Below are 20494 nucleotides of genomic sequence, written 5' to 3' on the forward strand. Positions count from 1 at the left end.
GACTAGCAGAAGTCGTTTTCTATTGGCACAAACCACCGACTCAGTCCCAGAAATAGTAAAACTATTTTCTTCACTTATTTTAAATGAAACAAACACTCAGCGCTGGCAAATAGCTGAAGGGCTAGTTGATTGGCTGGGGAAGCGGTCATCACATGACATACAAAATAAACTACTAAAGTATACTATTGAGCATATCAATATAATAGTCGGAGATACTTCAGAATACATTACTAGCTACACAAAGGAAAAATCAAATAATAAAGTGGGGAGTAGTCTTGAGGAAAGTCTAACACAACTTTTATGCCATACTCTTAACCACCCTGCTTGGCTAAGAAGAGAAAAAGCAGCTGAGTTAACATCTTGGCTATCAAAATCTTATCCTTCTTTTATTAAATTTTTCAGCCCAAAAGCATTCTCTATGGACTCAGGATCACACTCAGATATTATTTGTGGTGCAATTGAGCTAATACCTTTTAATCTAAAGTTATGGGATCAACTTGCGGACACGCTAGATTTTGAATCTATATTAAACAACTGTAGACACACAGGGAGGTATTCTGTTTTAACTAAACTAGCTAATAAAGCTGTAATACAGGAATCTCAATCAGCACAAGATGCATTAAACATACTTAGGCATCGTTTTAATAAATATAATTCTTTAAATCATGATGAAATAGAGTTACCAGAATGGGCTGAGACTATCAAGTATGAGTGGGATAAACTTGTTCAATATGGTGCTATAAATAATGAAGTCGTAGCTAAAGCCGAAAAGATGATGAGGGAGATCTGCTCACCATTACCAATTGAAAAGGCTTTAGAGTTGGAAGAGTTATTGGCTGAAGGTTACTCTAGTAGCACTACTCCTCCCCAACGTTGGAAGGATAAAGTATTTTATGTATTCCAAGTAGCGCTTACTGATAATGCGTCTGAAAAGAACTATGAATACATAGGGAGTCTATTTAGACAATATAATCCTAATTCACTAACCAAAGAACGCATCATCAACTTTAACTCTCCTGTTGATAAATGGTTTAAATCTAATAAAATTACTCCAGTTCATGAAGGAAAAGTTTATTTAGACTACTGTGAGAGACTATTGTTAGAAGGTGAGCTAAAGTTTGTTAGACTAACAGCATATATTGCAGAGTCACAACAAAGCATCCCACTGATTTCTGGCAGATTTTTATCTACCGAACAAATCAATCAATCCAGTGTAAGTGACCTTGACACCTGCGCTAATGTGGTAGCCAATCCTGCATATTTTGGAGGGTTTACACCTGCAAACCCCGCATATCATTTTATGCAAATTACCAATATTAATAGCTCTGACATCACAAGAGGTTACTGGAAGTCAGGTCGTGTATTGGATGACTATAAAGGAGCACCGATGAATGAAGGGTGCTTCCTTGCTATAAATGAAAAGTCTTTCTATCGCGCTATTAACACTAACATTATTTGGCGGTTAGAAATTGATTTCAAAACTGTTGCACATATAACCTACAATTAACACTGGAGAAGTTATGAAGCTTGAGACATATGATACTCCCCATACTAGAGAAGAGTTTGAGTTGAGATTTCACTATCTCAGTGTTCAAATGAAACACGGTAAATGTCATTTCAATGGGAATATAACGATGGATGGATTAAAAAATATGAGAAAGCTACCAAATGGACGAATTGATTTTTTGAGTGTAAATGAAATGGCACGCTTAATGGCAAACCAAATTTACCATATGCGCAACATGAAACTCCCTGATGACAATTAATTTGGGGTGCTGAAATACTTACTAGCTCCCCTAAAGAAATACTCTTTAAATAATAAAAATTAATCATCAAAAGATAGACAAAGCTACTGTCAAAATTAGGATATATTAAATATGAATAGATCTGGAAAACTATTTTCCAGACCTCAAAAAAGTCCAAATTTCTTTGCTATTTTTCACTTTTTCTGGAAAAGCCTTCTAGACTAGGTAAAGTGTAGGTTTCCAGAGTATTTCCAGATTTGGATGTACAGAGTACGTATGTACCATGACATAATAACGTTATTTCTTGATCGTCATAAAACCTTGTTGCGTAAGCCTCAAGGTTTTTTATTTTCTGCACTCACTTTCTGCGATGCGCCTTTAAAACCTTTCTGTTATCTGCTGCGAGATTTTGTGGATCCGCGGTGCAAATATGAATGAAATAATCCCAGCAGCTGGCCATGCTAATAACCAAGCTGATAGCCAGTGCCCAGTAAAGTTTTTCACCAAGCCAATATTTATATAAGTAACCCATGCTGACATAAATAGGGTAAGAATAAATGACATTAAAATGGCAAAAATAATACGATGCTTCATAAAAATATAACCTTAAAAATAAAATAAGATCTGCAGCTTAATGCGTTTCATTTTTGGCTTATATAGGTATTATAAAGAATCCTATTTGCATATATGTAAACCCAATGCTTGATAATTTAAAATTATTTGTTTGCGCCGCACAGCAACTTAGTTTAAGTAAAGCGGCACTAAAACTTAATATGACTATTGCCACGGTTTCAAGGCGTATTCATGAACTAGAACGACAGCTTGGTTGTGAACTATTTCATCGTTCAAATAAGGGGCTTACACTCACCCCATACGGGGTTTCTTATTACGAACAGTGTGCGCCTTATATTCATGAACTTGAGTTACGATTAGAAAATTTAGACTGCTCGTTAAATAGCTTATCCGGAAAATTAAAAGTAACCGCCCCAATTAATATTGGCAATGGCCCTCTTGATTCTTTCTGGAAAAACTTTACAAGCCGCTATCCAGACATTCAGCTCACTATTGAGTTACAAGATCCTTTGCATAATACTATTCCCTATGATGCTGATATCGCTATTTGTTCAGGCTCACAGCCTAATTCATCATTACTTCAAAAGAAGTTAGGATCAATTACTCCAATTCTAGTTACCTCATCAGAAGCACGCTTTCCTGCTCCTCAATCAATTAAAGAGCTGATGACTTCAGCAAGTATTGCAGCTCAGTTATTCAGTGAGTGGCAATTAACAAATAACGTAAACACTCACACGTTACGTAAAGAACATATTCATACCAGTAACGATATGCATACCATAGTGAATCTTGTTAAAGCCGGTGCTGGAGTAGCACTTCTACCAAAAAGTATGGTTTATAAAGAGCTTGCTACTGGTGAGTTGATTAATATATTACCTGACTATCGAGGCGTTGAGCGGGAGCTATTTTTAGTTTGGCCTTATCAGCGAACTTTGTCTCTTAGGGCTCAATGCTTTAAAGATAAATTATGTCAATTTTTGGCAGCACAAAGCTGGTTTAATCATCTTTAATAACACAGTATTTTTAGCCTCACGAATTAATTAGCCCTATTTAAGTTTTTCATTTCAGGTTAAAAACGTTGCCATATACAAAAAATAGATTTCTTAGTGCATACAAATGATATATTATATCATTTTAATACAATAACAGCTGAGCAGTTTATGCGTTACTTTAAACAACCACTTTTTGATCAACTATCAATGGGGGCCTCTGTCATTTGTGCCATTCACTGTGCAGTCTTACCCATCATGTTAGCGCTGTTTCCAGCCTTATCGTCACTCCCTAATAACAATCATGATTTTCATCTTGCTTTAATAGTTTTAATTGTACCAGCCAGTCTATTAGCAGCTTATTTAGGTTGTGCGAAACATAAAGATAAATGGGTGCTAATAGGCATTGCTACTGGACTGCTAACTTTAACGATTACTGCTTTGCTTGGTCATGATCTGGTAGGTGAGGTAGGCGAAAAAACATTAACAATGTGTGCTTCAATCGTATTGATTGCTGCTCATTGGCGAAACTATAGATTATGTAGAAGTAAAAAGTGCAGCCATTAAAAACCAATAAAATAAGGTCTGCGCAGAACAGTTTCCCACCTATAGATACAAGGTAAGGCATACCATAGTATTTAAAGTGTAGGCGCAGTTATATACTGCGCCAGACCCTTTGGGGAATCTTATACTGTGCCACCCACGGTTAATTTATCTACCTTCAGGCTTGGCTGACCAACCCCAACAGGTAAGCTTTGGCCGTCTTTACCACATACGCCAACGCCTTTATCAAGCGCCAGGTCGTTACCTACCATTGATATTTGCTGCATTACTTCAGGGCCATTACCGATTAATGTTGCGCCTTTAATTGGCTGGGTAATTTTACCATTTTCGATTAGATAAGCCTCTGATGCACTAAATACAAACTTACCTGAAGTAATATCAACCTGACCACCACCAAAGTTAGGTGCATACACGCCTTTTTTTACGGTGCTGATAATGTCCGCTTGACTGTGTTCACCACCAAGCATATAAGTATTAGTCATACGTGGCATAGGTAAATGTGCATAAGACTCACGACGCGCGTTACCTGTTGGGTTAACCCCCATCAAACGGGCGTTCATTTTATCCTGCATGTAGCCTTTTAGAATTCCTTTTTCGATAAGCACGTTGTAGGCAGCTGGTGTACCTTCGTCATCAACGTTAAGCGAGCCACGGCGATCGGCAATAGTGCCATCGTCAACCACTGTACAAAGCTCTGACGCGACTTTTTGGCCCAATTTGCCACTAAAAGCCGAAGCCGCTTTTCTGTTAAAGTCGCCTTCTAAACCATGGCCAACAGCCTCATGTAGTAATACACCAGGCCAACCTGCGCCCAGCACTACTTCCATAGTACCGGCTGGCGCATCGATTGCTTCTAAATTCACTTTAGCTTGGCGCACCGCTTCTTCTGCGTATTCCATCCAACGCGGCTTCCCATCTACTAACTCTTTAAAATAGCCGTAGTCGAGACGTGCTCCACCGCCTGCGCCACCTCGTTCACGACGGCCATTTTTTTCAAGTAGCACCGAGCAGTTTAAACGAATAAGCGGGCGAATATCGGTGGCAAAGGTGCCATCACTGGCAGCAATTAAAACTTCTTCATAAACCGCTGACATTGAACTAATCACTTGCTCTGCATCGGGAGCAAGTTCACGAATATAATTTTCAAGCTCTCTTAGTAAACTCACTTTATCGTCATTAGTCATACTTTGGATCGGTTGCAAAGGGGCAAACTGCTGCTTAGCCGTTACATCGCTAAATACTTGAATAGACTTATTTTCACCAGCATTAGCAATACTGCGCGCCGCCGTAGCTGCTTTATTTAAAGCTTCGAGGTTAATTGCATCAGAATATGAAAAGCCCGTTTTTTCGCCACTAACAGCACGTACACCGACACCGCGCTCAACATTGTATGAGCCTTCTTTTACTAAACCGTCTTCAAGCACCCACGATTCATGATGACTTGATTGAAAATAAAGATCTGCGTAATCAACTTGATGCTGATGAATATGACCAAGCGTTTTTTCGAGCTCTTCTCGATTTAGCTGGCTGTCGTGTAATAAATGCTGTTCAACCGTGTTCATAATAAATGCTCTCTAAATCGTTGCTGAGATAATATCGGCATATCTCGGCGAATTTTATTCAATCGGTTTAAATCCAGATCATGGCTAATAAACCCTGTGCCAGTGGGAAGTTCAGCTAAGGTTTCTCCCCAAGGCGAAATAATAATGCTATGACCAAACGTTTCGCGGCCATTTTCATGCTGACCGACTTGCGCAGCCGCAATCACATAGCTTTGTGTTTCAATGGCGCGCGCTTTCAGTAACACATGCCAATGCGCGGCACCGGTAACGATAGTAAAAGCGCTTGGAACCAGTATAAGCTCCGCACCTAAATGCTGCATTGCAGTATATAAACCACTAAAGCGCAGATCATAACATACTGAGAGGCCAATTTTACCAAAGGGTGAGTCAACCACGACCACTTCATTACCAGCTTCGGTGGCAGCTGACTCGTGATAGCTCTGAGTTTTATCCGCGACATTGACATCAAATAGGTGGATTTTGTTATATTGCGCCACCACTTTACCGCAACTATTAAATAGCAAAGAGGCGGCTAAATATTTACCGTTTTCTTTCGATATCGGCAACGTGCCTGCGGCTAACCAAATATCAAATTTTCGGCAAAGTGCGCTTAGTTGCTGTTGGTAATCCGTACTTTTTTGACCAACTAAATAGCTGGCATGACTGTCTTTACTAAACACTAAAAAGCTTTCAGGTAAACAAACAAGCAACGGTCTTACCGCGGGCAAGTTTATAAGTTGCTCGCCAAGCCAAATCAGGTTTTGCAAAGGATTAGTTGATGAGCACATTTGTAGTGCCACCACATTCGGTGGAAAAGTATTAGCCATTATCTGTAGCCGTTACTGCGGCATCTTTTAATTTAAGATCAACCTTTTCTTGTGGCTGATTTTTCGCCGCTTGTGGAATAGTCACTTCTTTACTCTTACGGTCAACTTCTTTCACCACTGGGTCACTCATGCTGCCACTCACTTTAAAGTTAATCTCTGAAATAACCCGCGCAGAGTGAATTACTTTATCAATTGCCAATGCAGCAAGCCCTGTTACGGGGTTGACCATCCAAGCAACAATCACCGGAATACTCGACGTGACCTGCGGTGCAACCGCCAAATCATAATCAATTTCGAAGGTGTTTAAGTTAGCATAACCTGCAATTCTTAAATCAGCAGGTACCCCATCCATTTTTGTATCTTGGGTATACGCAATGCCTTTATCAAGCTGCATACTACCTTGCATACTGTTGTAAAAAAAACCTTTTGAGAACACATCACGAAAATCGAGTTTTAATTTACGCACTAATGAATCTAGGCTCAGTAATGAAAATACTCGCGCTCCGCCATCACTTACTTCTGCTAAATTACCATCGCCTAAACGCCAGTTAACATTACCCGACAAGCTTGCTACATCAAACTGATAGGGTGCATCTTGCCAGTTTAAGTTAAATGTAATGTCGGCATCGGAATCTTTGACCGTTGAAGTTATATCAAACTCATCAAATAGCTCGCCAATATCATCACTTTGCATAGCACCATTAAAATTTGTAATACCGTTTTTCCATTGCCCTTTGGCACGTAAAATATGCTCTTTTTTATCAACCACTAACTCAGAAATAGTCAGTTTTTGTCCATCGCCATATAATGATGCACTGACTTTATCTAGCTGATAAGTAGCAACTTTGCAGTCTACACATTCAAACTCAATAGCAGGTAATGATGGTAACCATGTTAAATCTTGTTCTTTATCACTAGGCTGCGCTGCGACATAAGCACCATCGTCTATAAAGTTAAGCCTTAAATAATCACTAAAAATATGAATAGGTCGACTTGATTGACTAAGCGGTATTGTTACTTTTGATCGTAGTTCTTTGGCACTGAGCTTTACATTAAGCTCATCTACGCCAGGTGTAAGGCGCATTTCAAAATCGTTAAAAGCAATTTTTTCAAGGTTTAATTTATTTACTTTAGCGGTAACATTATTCAGCGGCGGGAATAAGCCAGGCTTATCTGAGTCACCATTGCTGACATTGATGATCTGATCAATTAAGTTAACCCATGGCAAAGTAGGTGTTTGGTTAAGAGCTATTGTAACGGCTAAATCTTGCTGGGTAAGCCCTAAGTCTTTATCACCTAAAATAAAGTGCGCATTATTAAAACGCTTTTTTTGGTTAGATAAAATGCCATTAAAAAACAGGTTATTGTTAACATTGGCGGTGATCAAGTTGGATATACTATCGCCTTGTACTATGGCGCTAAAAGGCCAAACCTGATCAGCACTTTTATTGAACGGTGCAGGCAGTTTGCTGGCTAAGCCAGTTAAATTCGAACGTACTTGAGCGCGATAATCAAAGCCATCGTCTAAAAAGTTTAACGCAAGATCAATATCAAACTCGCTATCGCCTTGTAAATAGCCAGCCATTATTCCCTGAGCATTTGCAATTAAAGTTTGCGCTTCAAGTTGCGCTTTAATCGCCACATCTGCTCGATAATTATTAGCAATATTTTTACCGGTAAAATCAATTTCTAATGGCATACCTAGCCAATTTGCTGTGGCTGTTTTTAGGTTAATTATATCGTCTTGAAAAGTTAGCTTACCCGTGACATTTTCAAGAGTGATCCCTGGTTGAGCTAGATAAATGGGTAAATTGTTTAAGTAAACATCACCTTTGGCAGCTACTTTAAGCGCTCTTAAGTCAATCAATAATTCGATATTTGCCTCTGCTTTACCGCGTCCTTGAATAACTTCAAACACGTTAGCAAGCGGATCAGCAATGGGAGTAGCTTTAAAAAAAGATAGTAACTTTTGCGCCTCAGCCGTTTTATCTATTTTTACGCTCAATACATCTGCACTTGATAAATCATCAATACTCACATGTACTGCATCACCTAAATCTAAATTAACCAACTGACCTTGGCGGCTATAAATATCCATCCGCTGGTTTTCAAAGTGTAAAATAACTTGTGCATTTTTTATCGTTGGCCAATCAGGCGAAAAAGCATAATCGGCGTCATCAACCGTTGCCAATACTTCAAATTGCCCTGAATTATCTGCAAACGGAAAACCACTCAAAGGGCCTGAAAATAGTACCTGAGCTTGGTTGACCTCTCCGCCTTGAATCGCACCCGTTAAATAATCAACTAGGTTTTCGCTCATAACCGGCAGCGGGAAGTAATGGCTAGCAACACTGGCATCATGTGCACTTACCTCGGCATATAAATCAAGGCGGGGCTGCTCACTTAGGTTAAGTTGCATTTCAGCAGCAAATACAATTTCGTCGTTATCTAACCAAATATTATCACTACTTAATTGCCAGCCACTTGCTAGATGCTCTAAATTTATATCTAAATTAAGCTGCTTATACGTTATAGGATGGCTAAATGATTCATCTGTTAGTAGTTGGTTATTTACGCCAGCGAGTTTAATTTTCCCGCGCTGTTGATTGAGTAAGCCATTGACTCGTAAATCTTGCACACCAGGGACCCCCTCGTCTGCTGACCATGCGAGTTGCTGGCCTTCAAACCACAATTGCCAGTCATTATTTTCTTTTATTTGAATATACGCATTATCAATTTGACCATCGGGGTTACGACTAGTAAATGGAGTAAGTACTTCAAAGTTACTTAACTGAGCTAACTTAGAAACAAGCTCAAAATCAACCTGTTGCATCCAAAACTGCTGCTGTTTTGCGTCAATCTGCGCTTCAAATTGCAAATTTGGCCAGCTTTGTTCGTCGCTATTAATGGTTAAGCCGGTACTTTTTAAGCGCCAACCACTTTGCCACGGATATAGTTTAAAACCACCTTGATTAATACTAAATTGATGATCTTGTTCTGCTTGCTGCCAGCGTATAAAGCTTGGTTGCCACTGCACGCTGATATCCTTAATTAAACCGGATTCCAGCCTTAACCAACTCTGTAAGTTGATATCAGAATGTAGCTGTTGCTTCTCGGCGTTAATGTATTGTGCCAACCAGTTAGACACATCAACTTTATCTGCTTGCACAAATACATCGCCTGCCATACTTTCTAGGGTCGAACCACTGAGAGACAAACGCGCATCAAAAGTACCTACCGATATTCCCGGTAAAGCAACTTTACCACTGCCTAAATGTTGCTCATTTTGATTTTGCCAAACCATGTCTTCTAAGATTAATTTGCGAGCTTTACCATCACCAAAAAGTAAATTTAAACTGCTGTTTTGCACAGAAAAATGGCCGGTATCGCCTAAAAATAATCCTTCGACCAGCTCTTTTTGCTCAAACGAAACCGCCCCAGAGTTATTATCAAGCAAGCTGGGCAAGTTTACATTGGCATGAAAGCCATTAATAATAAAATAGTTAGATTTAAGCTGACGTGTTTTTATAGTCTCCCATAAATTCAGCTCTAAACTTGCTTTTGCAATGGTTAAGGCAATTGGCGAGGACTTATTATTCTCAAAAGATATTTCTTCAAACACAATAGTGGGGCTCTGCCCTTGCCAATTGGCAGAAATAGACCCTATAGCAAGATCAATGGAAAACTTATCATACAGGTAACTTTCAATATCACCTTTGTAATCATCAGCATAAGGCAAGGTATATTTTAAAACAGAAACAATAACGGCCAGAAGTACCAATGTTACAGCAAAAACTTGCCACAACTTGCGGATACAAAAAAAACAGACCGTTTTCAATTTCATTACATCATTACCACATCAAACTGCTCTTGGGAATATAAACTCTCAGTTTGGATGGTCACGTGTTTACCAATAAATAGCTCAAGCTCTGCAAGGTTGTGGTATTCATCATTAAGTAGCGCTTCACTAACCGCAGGTGCAGCATAAACCATAAATTTATCAGCTTCATAAGCGCGATTAACCCGCACTATTTCACGTAAAATTTCATAACATACGGTTTCAACAGTTTTTTGCGAGCCACGCCCAGAACATGCAGGGCACACATCACATAAAATATGCTCAAGACTTTCACGAGTGCGTTTGCGAGTCATTTCAACCAGGCCTAAAGCCGATAAACCATTAATATTTGATTTAACTCGATCTTTTGCCAACGCTGACTCCAAAGAGTGCAACACTCTTCGCTTATGCTCCTCGCTTACCATATCAATAAAATCGATAATGATAATGCCACCTAAATTACGCAACCTAAGCTGGCGACCAATTGCGGATGTAGCTTCAACATTAGTATTAAAAATAGTTTCTTCAAGGTTACGATGGCCTACAAAAGCGCCTGTATTGACATCAACTGTAGTCATGGCTTCGGTTTGATCGATAATCAAATACCCGCCTGATTTTAATTCAACCTTACGGTGCAGTGCTTTTTGAATTTCATTTTCAACATCAAACAAATCAAAAATAGGTCGCTCACCCGGATAATATTCCAGCACCTGTGATAAAATAGGCACAAACTCTTTAGTGAACTCTTTAAGTTCTTGGTAAGTTAGCTTTGAATCAACTCGTATGCGCTCCATATCTTCACCGACATAATCACGCAAAGTACGAAAAGCCAAGGTTAAGTCTTCATGAAGAATACTTGCTTTGCTGGTTTTTTTACGTTTAGCGGTGATTTTACCCCACAATTTTTTTAAAAACTCAGCATCATGACGAAGCTCAGCTTCGTTAGCGCCTTCCGCAGCGGTGCGTACAATAAAGCTGCCTTCTTCATCGCCATATTCAGCAACAATACTTTTTAATCTTGCGCGTTCTTCTTCAGTTTCAATACGCTGACTAACCCCAACATGAGTTGCATCAGGCATAAACACTAAATAACGTGAAGGAATGGTAATATCGGTAGTTAAACGCGCGCCTTTAGTGCCTAACGGGTCTTTCACTACTTGCACCATAATATATTGCCCTTGGCGCACTAACTCACGGATATCTTGTACTTTTTTAATCGGTTGCTCGTCAACACCTTCAACTATAGAGGCACTATTAACAATATCAGAGGCATGTAGAAAAGCGGCTTTATCCAAACCAATATCAACAAAGGCTGCTTGCATACCGGGCAGCACACGGCTAATTTTACCTAGGTAAATATTGCCGACGATCCCCAAGTTACCAATACGCTCTAATTGTATTTCTTTTAATACCCCATTCTCAATTAGGGCAACACGACTTTCACTCGGCGTGACGTTAATCAGTAATTCTGTACTCATGTTACCTACTTAAAAATTCGCGTAATAATTCTTCGCATTCATATAAAGGTAAGCCGACAACGGCAAAATAGCTACCTGAAATATGCGTAACAAATCGTCCACCCAAACCTTGGATACCATAACCACCAGCTTTATCATGTGGCTCACCACTTTGCCAATAGCTCTCAAGCTCTTCGTCGCTAATGTTTTTAAAGGTGACGTCGGTGATCACAACCCTGCTTTCAACGCGCTCATTATTGGCAAAAGCAATAGCGGTCATCACTTGGTGGGTTTGCCCTGATAGGCGCCGAAGAGTAGCCATAAAGTCGGTTTTATCTCTAGGTTTAACCAGTGACTGATTATCTATAACGACCACTGTATCAGAACCAAGCACGGGGCGGTCAATATAGTCCATTGCCACGCCACTTTGAGCTTTCAGGCGTGCCATACGTTCAACATATTTAATTGGAGACTCTTTACTTAACTGGCTTTCATCAGCATCAACGCTAAATTGTGAAAATTCAATATCAAGCTGTGAAAGCAGCTCTTTACGCCTTGGTGAAGCTGACGCTAAATAAATTGCGGTTTGCATTATCTGATCCTAAAATGACGACGGTACTTACGTAATAAGAGGAAAATCCACGGCCAACTTAATGTACCAGTAAGCACAGGCCACAAGTACTGAGGACTAAAATAAACATCCATTAAAAAGTGATTTAACCAAAACTGCATTAAATGATAGAGCGTTAAAAATAGCCCTACCAAAATTGATTGCTGCCATAAGGAAAAATTTCGAATTTTTTGATAGTTGCTGGCAGTAATGAAAATACACACTGAAAAAGTCAACGAGTTAACCCCAAGCGCAGAGCCCGACGCTAAGTCAAGTAGTAACCCAACCACCCACGCTGTACCTATATTCAAACGGTGTGGCACCGCTAGTGCCCAATACATTAATACCAGTAAAACCCAATCAGGACGAAATGGCTCAAACGAAAATGGCAACGGCATTAACGCCATAATTAAGGAGAAAAAGATGCTGACAGCAATAAGTAATGAGTAACGGCTATTCATTGGTAATGCTTTCCTGCTGATTGCGCCATAAAACAACTAACAATCGAATACGATCAAGTAATGCTATGGGTTCTGCATATACTTGAGCAAAAGGACGCCCTTCGTCACGGTTTATTTCTGTAACAACGGCCACAGGGTAACCTTCAGGGAAAGTATTGCCAAGACCGGAGGTGACAAGTACATCACCTATTCTGACATCTAAACTATGCGGGACATGCGAAAGCCTAACCACATTAATTTTGCCAATACCTTCTACAACCGTTCGCACATCGTTACGTAAGATACGCACCGGTGTAGCATGAGTGGTATCTGTCATAAGCAAAACCCGTGACGTGGTTGAACCGACTTTTGTTAGTTGCCCTACAACGCCCATTTCATCAATAACAGCTTGGCCTTCACTCAAGCCATCAGTCGCACCACGATTAATAACCACCTGGTGGCTATATGGGTTTGAGTGCACAGATAAAATTTGCGCTATGATTTTTCGGTTCGGTTGTCTTGCTGATGAACCTAATAAGGCGCGCATTTTTTGATTTTCTTTTGCTAAAAACTGATACTGTTGAAGCTGCTCACTTTGTAATAATTGTTTTTTCTTAAGCGCTTCATTTTCAGTAAGAAGCTGGTCGCGAGTGTGTAAACTTTTAGCGCCAAAGCTAAATAATTCATAAGGTAAGTTCGCAAGATATATTAAGGGACTTACCAAGGTATTCAAGCTGGTTCTGGCTGTGTTGCCACCTTGCGTATAGCGGTCGCCCACAATCAATACGATACTCAAAAGCACTGCGACAAAAAGCCGCAGTTGCAATGAAACGGTACGCCTAAACATTGACTTCATTAATCGTAACTAAATACGTCACCACCGTGCATATCTATCATTTCGAGTGCCTTACCACCACCATGCGCTACACACGTTAATGGATCATCTGCAACCACCACCGGAATACCAGTTTCTTCCATTAATAGACGGTCAAGGTCTTTCAATAGTGCACCACCGCCAGTTAATACCATGCCGTGAGCAGAAATATCTGAGGCAAGCTCAGGTGGAGATTGCTCAAGAGCGACCATCACTGCACTTACAATACCCATTAGCGGCTCTTGTAATGCATCTAAAATCTCGTGTGAGTTAAGCATAAATGAACGCGGCACACCTTCAGCTAAATTACGACCACGTACTTCAATTTCAATTGGCTCATCACTTTTAAACGCCGAACCAATTTGATGCTTAATGTTTTCTGCAGTCGCTTCACCAATTAAGCTACCAAAATTACGGCGCACATAGTTAATAATAGCTTCATCAAACTTATCACCACCAATACGGACCGATGAAGAATAAACCACACCATTAAGTGAGATGATTGCAACTTCAGTAGTACCACCACCAATATCAACCACCATTGAACCCGTTGCTTCTGATACCGGCAAACCGGCACCAATTGCAGCAGCCATTGGCTCTTCGATTAAATAAACCTCACGTGCACCAGCGCCCATTGCTGATTCACGGATCGCGCGCTTTTCAACTTGGGTTGCACCACAAGGTACACAAATAAGTACCCGCGGACTTGGACGCATAAAGTTATTATTATGCACCTGTTTGATAAAGTGTTGCAGCATTTTTTCAGTAACATAAAAATCAGCAATTACACCATCTTTCATCGGCCTGATAGCTTTAATGTTACCCGGCGTTCGGCCCAGCATTTGCTTTGCTTCGGTGCCTACTGAGGCAACACTTTTTGGACCGCCAGCACGCTCTTGGCGAATGGCGACAACTGATGGCTCGTTTAATACGATACCTTCTTCTTTTACATAAATTAGGGTGTTGGCTGTACCCAAGTCGATCGATAGATCGTTTGAAAAAATACCACGGAGTTTCTTAAACATGGGGTTGGATGACCTTTGAAAAACGTTCATATAGTAGCTGCAATCACTTTACCATGCTGACGGTATTGAGCAATATAAAGCATTACAGCTTTTGAATATTTACAAAACAGGAAGCGTTGCTTCCTGTTTTACTAATTTATCGCTCGCGTACTAAACGAAAGCCAATATAGTTAGCGCGAAAATCTGGCGCTAAAATTAAACGTGTTGACGCACGTGCCAAGCTTGACGCAAAATTCCACGCTCCACCACGCACTGTAACATCTGACTGCTGGGCTGCTTTGTGCGTCCATTCCCATACATTGCCAACTGTGTCGTATACACCAAACGCGTTAGGTGCAAAGCTACCTACTGGCGCAGCACTGTGATTCGAATACTCACTGCCACACCAACCGCAATTGGCTAAGTTTTTACCGATTTCGTTACCCCATGGGTATTCTGTTTTACTTCCTGCACGAGCGGCGTATTCCCACTCAACTTCATTAGGTAAACGAAATTTTTTGCCAGTCTGTCCTGACAACCAATCTGCATATGCTTTTGCATCATTATAGGTTAAGCACACTGCTGGAAAATCATTAGCTTGCTTAAAGCCAGGGTTACGCCAATTTAAACTGGCTTCCCATACTGGCTCACCATTTAAGTAATAAGCACAACCACGATTTTTTTCAGCTTCAGTTTTATAGTTAGTGTTACTCACAAACTGCTGGTAAGCCCCTACTGAGACCTCTTTACTTTGCATCGCAAACGAACTATCAATCGTTTTTTCAACGACAGGACGCTCATTAGCAAGTCCATTGCCTTGGATATCGCCCATTTCAAACTTACCTGCAGGAATAACGACAACTGCAGCATTAGTCGCATTTCCTACAGTGCTTGTTTCGGTATTCGTTATACTTTGCTCGCTAGTGTTAGTCGGTGCAGCAATCGACTCAGGCTTTTTTAGCAATGTGGCGTGAATAGTTTCCGATTTTCGCAAATTAACACGCTTTTGATAGCTTTTATAACCTTGTTTACGTATTTCTACGCTGTACACTCCACGAGGTAACGTAGTCGCTAAACGAGTTGAACCAAAGTTAACCCCATCAATAAATACTTCATCATCGTAAACATTTGAGCGTAATGTCAGTTCAATCATTTGCTCCTGATCATTGCTGCTTAACGGACTAACGGCTGCTATAGGTTTAGCTGAATAATCACGAACTGGCGGATTACTCACACGCGACACAGCAACGGCGTTAATATTATCCTTATTATCACTGAATGCTAACTGACTATCAGAAAAAGTAGTTTTATAACTCGCTTGATTTTTCTCTTTATCTAATTCTGTTGAGCGTGTACGTAATAAATTGAGTTGGCTTTCTTCTTTTAATTGTGTTGAATTACCAAATCCAGCTTGTTTAGTGTTGGTCTCCGATTTAATTCCAGTAACCGTTACAGTATCTTGCGCTAATGCACTCGACGCTAACAAGCTAGCTGAAATTAAAAGAGATAAAGGGGCAATTCGCATATATTCCATTCTCAAAAAGCGGCAATTCTTTGGTCAGTATTTATTTTTATAATTAAACTCTTATGCTATGTACTTGCAAGGCAAAACACAAGCTTTGTTCAAGAATTATCTGAGTTTACAACTATTCACGCACTTCACGCCAGTAAATAACCCGATCATTTTCTCTAAAAGGACTAAATTGTAAAACTCCCTCTGTTCAAGGTTATCATCAGCACTATTAATTACGAATAATCAAAATACGCGGCTCGTGATCGACATACTCCACAATGAGCATATGAGCATCGGGTTCCTCTCTTTTGATGTCTTAGAGCGTAGCACTGCATCGGTTTCTGAAAAGCTATTAATGAATGGAGCTAACTGCAATTTGTCAGCAATAAACATTCATTTTGCAACTTTGCATAGCTTGGGTAATCGGGTAATCGATAAAATCAGCAACAATATTTTCGGGGGGCTATAGTAACTAAACTTTTTGTAGTCCAAAGTAATGATTGAGCGATTTCCTAGTCAGTTAATGTGGGTTTATCCATTTGTAATACTTTATATAAAAAGTGTGGTAAAACTAAATTAATAGCATATGTTTCTCAACTAACCTGGTTTGTGCAAGATGCTATAGCATTTGTATAATCACTTTGCTCAACCACATCCATGCTGTAAAATTTATCAATATGCCATTGCTCTCGCTGTTTATTTAACGATACCCCAGTGACTACATTTGTATATGCCGCAAAACCCACTACGACATTAAGGTTAATACCACGGCTTAGCCAAGGTTTAGTCAAGGGAATAATGAAAAAAGCTTTTTTATCATGGAGCTACTTTTTGTCTTTTATACGCATATTTAAGCTTCGTACAAACTTGTTGGCTTGCAAGTTAAAAATATAATTATTTAGGTATGTGATGCGATTAAATTTAGATATTGACGAAAATACACCTATACAACAAATATATAGTGACTCATTTAAAAAACGTAATTTATTTATCAGCATAAAACGCGATGATCAACTACACCCCCTATTAAGCGGTAATAAATGGCGAAAACTTAAATATAACCTACTAGAAATGCAGAGATTAGGTAAAACAGAGTTAGTTACTTTTGGAGGTGCGTTCTCAAACCATATTCATGCCTGTGCAGCAGCAGGGAAATTATTTAATATTCAAACTCACGGCATTATTCGTGGCCCACATTTAGATAGTAATAATCCAAGCCTACAATTTGCAGCGCAATGCGGTATGCAGCTTAAAGCAGTTACTCGTTTAGAATATAAAAAAAGACATGATCATGACTACTTAACAAAACTACAACAACGCTTTCCTAATGCTTATATATTGCCAGAAGGGGGAACTAATCAAGCAGCGATACCAGGCTGCAAAGAACTAGCTGAAAGCTTGCCAGATCATGACTATTTAATTTGCCCTACTGGCAGTGGGGGCACCTTAGCGGGACTTATCGAAGGCAGAAAAACCTCAACTGAAATACTTGGTATCGCGGTTTTGAAACAAGCCGAGTATCTTATGAATGAGATAAAAGCACTTAGCCCAAAGGCTTGCCAGCAAACGAATTGGCAATTATTGACTCAGTTTCATGATGGTGGTTATGGCAAGTTTAGTGCTCAATTGTGGCAGTTTTGTAAGCAGATGCAAAGCGAGTATCAACTGCCACTAGAACCCATTTATAGTGGCAAAATGATGTATGCCTTATGGCAATTGATTGAGCAAGATTACTTTCCATCAGGCAGTAAAATAATTGCAGTGCATACCGGTGGATTACAAGGGCTATCAGGGCTTGAGTATCTTAAACGTATCTAGGTGGTGTTTATTAAATACGAATATATGAGTAAGTTATTGTAGTAGCTTAAAAAAATAAAAATGTGCGACTAAAACACCTAGTTTTAACGGGTTTTAGCTCTTACTGAGTTTCCACCCCTACACTATATACTGGCAAGTTAATCATTTTTTCTTGATGAACCATTTACTGTACTATTTTTTGCAGCTTTAATTGACCATCAATATGATAAATGAGCTCAAAGCTTAGCTTTAACCCTGTCACTTCTTTAAATAAACGCAGCATATCAATACAAGACTGGATAACGATTAAAAGAGGTTTACAGGCATTCAAGTTGAGTAAATCGCGCTAAGCCATTTAAAATTATAAAATTAAGCGAGCGATGATTACTGTGACGATTAAATAATTATTTTTTATCGCATAGTGAAAAGCCCAGCATATAGCTGGGCTCTTAATGATCTTTATCTTTAAACTATTATTTTAACTGTGTCCTAGAACGGTAATAAACACATAAACCCAAAACAGGGTGAGTGAGTGAATAAAAACTCCTTTTAAAATAAAGCTTAAAGAGATAACTCAAACATTATTTTATACACTTCAATCACAATTTGTATATTAAAAGCACTTTTAGGGCTAAAAACTACACTTAATCTACATTTTAAGCTTAACTACAAAAAGTAGTGGTGAAGCTTATTACCACTCTAATTTACCTGATATTCTACCAATACTAGACGTTTTAGCCAGCGTTCTATATTCATAATATTCATAATATTCATAGCCAAATGCTTTATCAATTAAGACCTCGGTGGCAAACTGATGCACTAATTTATCATCAACCACTTGGGGTTTTAAAGCAACGACAGGCTCACCTTTCGCTTTTACTGAAGAATAAAGAACACCATCACATTTATCAGTCAAAAACATATTACTTAGGGCTGATGTCACTTGATACAACCGTTCATTTCCTTCACGAGATAATATATCTGCAAAGAAGCGATCTGTTAACTCATAGGCTAAAAGCAATTCTCGGCTAAACTGCTTAACCATATGCTTTCTTGCCTCAGTGTAATAGTCAAAGGTATCTTGGTTTAAATAATACGGTTTTTCATTTCGTCTTATTTGATCCCATATCCCTATGACTCTTAAATATAAACCAGTTTCACTCACTTGATGAGATCGCAGTACATTTAGGTGATCAAGCTGTTTCGCTTGAGCCTCAGATAATACAACTCTTAATGCCGTATCATCTTGTTTAACGGCTACAGAAGCATAAAACAGCGCTTGGCCTGTAAGATTTAACCTACCCGCCTTTGGAAACGTGCAAGAGGTTTTCTTTATGTAAGATAAATCATCAACATTAGTAAAGTTTTGACCTTCACAAAGGCGTACTCTTAGAAATTCAAGTTCATTTATTGGGTGGTCGAGTGTAATAGTCATGCAACCAGCTAAGAAATCTACTTTGGATTTGATTTCATGCATTGCTAGCTCACACGTACCGTTTATATGATCATTTAATTGACTAATATAAACGGAAGAGTGAAGTAAATTAGTATACCCACACTCTACTGATGCTTTATAGTCAATCCGCTTAATTAATTTGGGGGCTAAAACCATTACATGACCTACATCACTCTGCCACAACAAGCACTACGCTATTAGAAATATTCTCTATCAGTTCTGTTTTTTCTAAGGCTTTTGGCTTGACTGGTTCAATATAGTCTACACCGTGATTTATCAGCATTGGCAATGCATAAGCTATTTTAACGGCATAATTTACATTTTGAGCCAATGTTCCCGTAGCTTTAATAGCTGCTGATTGATTTAACGATGCTGAAGCAATTCCAATGACAACACCTTGATTATTTACCATCGGACTACCTGAGTTTCCGGGCTGTATAGGGGAATCAATTTGAAAATACCGAGTATCACCTTGGATGCCAGAATTGGCATTAATATACCCAAATGTCGCTTTTTGTTCGTTGCCTTGTAAGCCTATATTTGGATAACCTAAAATGGCGATTGCGGTTCCTTGCTTCGTTTTGTTTTTAAGCTCAATCGGTAAACCTTCAACCACCTTATCTACTTTCAGTAAAGCGATATCATTGCTGGGGTCATGATCAACCAATGAAGCTGATACAGATTTACCATGTAGAATAATCGATATGTTTGATGAACCTTCTATTACGTGACTATTGGTAAGCACATAACCATCATTAGAAATAAAGAAGCCCGTGCCTGTAGAAATACCTTTAGACGACTCTGGCTTTTTGTTGTCAGGTTTTGTTGTCACAGTTGACGAAGTAACATTCTGAGAGTCATATCTTTGCTTCATAGCTAGAGCAAGGTTTCCTGCACTATTGGCTCTATTTGCCAATGTCGAGGCTTTAATTGAAACTTTTAAAATTTCATCCGTATAACTTTCGGGTAAAGTTACATTTTCTTTTTGAGTGCCAAACTGCCATTTCTGATGAAATACCCCACGTTTATTTTTCACTACAATATACTTGTCTGGTTTGTCAGCATTCATATCATTAAAGCCCCAAACTGTATAAGTCGGCTGGTTACTTTTATCAAATGACTCTCTGGCTCCAAAGAAACGTAAATTACCGAATTGTCCTGATAGCTTCGCAAAACCGTCAGCGTAGTTCTTTCTTGCAACTCCAGTGAATATTCCTGTGGTAAGACTTTGCTCCCCTTGAGAAT

General features: G+C 39.3%; 16 protein-coding genes and 1 pseudogene. 5 read left to right on the top strand and 12 right to left on the bottom strand.

What is annotated here, in order from left to right:
• Both ACT3RM_RS11370 and avs1c read left to right on the top strand, forming a co-directional pair.
• The coding region (locus ACT3RM_RS11370) for a hypothetical protein (RefSeq protein ID WP_444511377.1) at positions 1-1507 on the top strand (1507 nt) is incomplete at its 5' end.
• Positions 1508-1520: 13 nt separating this feature from the next.
• Positions 1521-1766, top strand: coding sequence for an AVAST type 1 anti-phage system protein Avs1c (gene avs1c, locus ACT3RM_RS11375; protein ID WP_165724367.1), 246 nt, complete (start codon positions 1521-1523; stop codon positions 1764-1766).
• Positions 1767-2123: 357 nt separating this feature from the next.
• Here avs1c and ACT3RM_RS11380 read toward each other — a convergent pair whose 3' ends face one another.
• Positions 2124-2339 (bottom strand): DUF2798 domain-containing protein, encoded by a 216-nt coding sequence (locus tag ACT3RM_RS11380; RefSeq protein WP_441836098.1) that lies wholly within the window; start codon positions 2337-2339, stop codon positions 2124-2126.
• A gap of 104 nt (positions 2340-2443) precedes the next feature.
• Between ACT3RM_RS11380 and ACT3RM_RS11385 the strand changes: the two genes are divergently transcribed.
• Positions 2444-3328, top strand: coding sequence for a LysR family transcriptional regulator (locus ACT3RM_RS11385; RefSeq protein ID WP_441994951.1), 885 nt, complete (start codon positions 2444-2446; stop codon positions 3326-3328).
• A gap of 96 nt (positions 3329-3424) precedes the next feature.
• Positions 3425-3874 carry a MerC domain-containing protein gene (locus ACT3RM_RS11390; protein ID WP_441993236.1) on the top strand — a complete coding sequence of 150 codons (450 nt, stop codon included), beginning with the start codon at positions 3425-3427 and terminating at the stop codon, positions 3872-3874.
• 119 nt (positions 3875-3993) lie between these two features.
• On the opposite strand, the gene tldD is transcribed toward ACT3RM_RS11390, so the two are convergent.
• The 9 genes and pseudogenes from tldD to ACT3RM_RS11435 all read right to left on the bottom strand — a co-directional run.
• Complete coding sequence (gene tldD / locus ACT3RM_RS11395; protein ID WP_441993237.1) at positions 3994-5433, bottom strand: metalloprotease TldD; 1440 nt, start codon at positions 5431-5433, stop codon at positions 3994-3996.
• A complete protein-coding gene (locus ACT3RM_RS11400) occupies positions 5430-6260 on the bottom strand; it encodes a carbon-nitrogen hydrolase family protein (RefSeq protein ID WP_441993238.1) in 831 nt (276 codons plus the stop codon). The genes tldD and ACT3RM_RS11400 overlap by 4 nt, the downstream gene beginning before the upstream one ends.
• Positions 6253-10104: a YhdP family protein gene (locus ACT3RM_RS11405; RefSeq protein ID WP_441994953.1), complete on the bottom strand. Its 3852-nt coding sequence runs from the start codon at positions 10102-10104 to the stop codon at positions 6253-6255. Before ACT3RM_RS11405 ends, ACT3RM_RS11400 begins: the two co-directional genes overlap by 8 nt.
• Positions 10104-11576: a ribonuclease G gene (gene rng / locus ACT3RM_RS11410; RefSeq protein ID WP_441992793.1), complete on the bottom strand. Its 1473-nt coding sequence runs from the start codon at positions 11574-11576 to the stop codon at positions 10104-10106. Before rng ends, ACT3RM_RS11405 begins: the two co-directional genes overlap by 1 nt.
• Position 11577: 1 nt before the next feature.
• On the bottom strand, positions 11578-12147 hold the full coding sequence (locus ACT3RM_RS11415) for a Maf family protein (RefSeq protein ID WP_441992794.1): 570 nt from the start codon (positions 12145-12147) through the stop codon (positions 11578-11580).
• Positions 12147-12626 carry a rod shape-determining protein MreD gene (gene mreD, locus ACT3RM_RS11420; protein ID WP_441992795.1) on the bottom strand — a complete coding sequence of 160 codons (480 nt, stop codon included), beginning with the start codon at positions 12624-12626 and terminating at the stop codon, positions 12147-12149. The genes ACT3RM_RS11415 and mreD overlap by 1 nt, the downstream gene beginning before the upstream one ends.
• Complete coding sequence (gene mreC / locus ACT3RM_RS11425; RefSeq protein WP_441992796.1) at positions 12619-13461, bottom strand: rod shape-determining protein MreC; 843 nt, start codon at positions 13459-13461, stop codon at positions 12619-12621. Before mreC ends, mreD begins: the two co-directional genes overlap by 8 nt.
• Entirely contained in the window at positions 13461-14504 is a 1044-nt protein-coding gene (locus ACT3RM_RS11430) for a rod shape-determining protein (protein ID WP_441835596.1), read from the bottom strand. The genes mreC and ACT3RM_RS11430 overlap by 1 nt, the downstream gene beginning before the upstream one ends.
• Before the next feature lie 136 nt (positions 14505-14640).
• Positions 14641-15804, bottom strand: a pseudogene (locus ACT3RM_RS11435) (SUMF1/EgtB/PvdO family nonheme iron enzyme); the annotation flags it as partial.
• Between the two features lie 1101 nt (positions 15805-16905).
• Between ACT3RM_RS11435 and ACT3RM_RS11440 the strand changes: the two are divergent.
• Positions 16906-17814, top strand: a complete 909-nt coding sequence (locus ACT3RM_RS11440) for a 1-aminocyclopropane-1-carboxylate deaminase/D-cysteine desulfhydrase (protein ID WP_441992797.1) — start codon at positions 16906-16908, stop codon at positions 17812-17814.
• Positions 17815-18484: 670 nt separating this feature from the next.
• On the opposite strand, the gene ACT3RM_RS11445 is transcribed toward ACT3RM_RS11440, so the two are convergent.
• Both ACT3RM_RS11445 and ACT3RM_RS11450 read right to left on the bottom strand, forming a co-directional pair.
• Positions 18485-19405, bottom strand: a complete 921-nt coding sequence (locus tag ACT3RM_RS11445) for a hypothetical protein (protein WP_441994954.1) — start codon at positions 19403-19405, stop codon at positions 18485-18487.
• Positions 19406-19418: 13 nt separating this feature from the next.
• Positions 19419-20494, bottom strand: a 1076-nt coding sequence (locus ACT3RM_RS11450) for a S1C family serine protease (RefSeq protein ID WP_444511378.1), incomplete at its 5' end; no start/stop codon positions are given.

This window comes from Pseudoalteromonas sp. AOP7-A1-14, from assembly GCF_052376275.1.
In the GTDB taxonomy this organism is placed as follows: domain Bacteria; phylum Pseudomonadota; class Gammaproteobacteria; order Enterobacterales; family Alteromonadaceae; genus Pseudoalteromonas.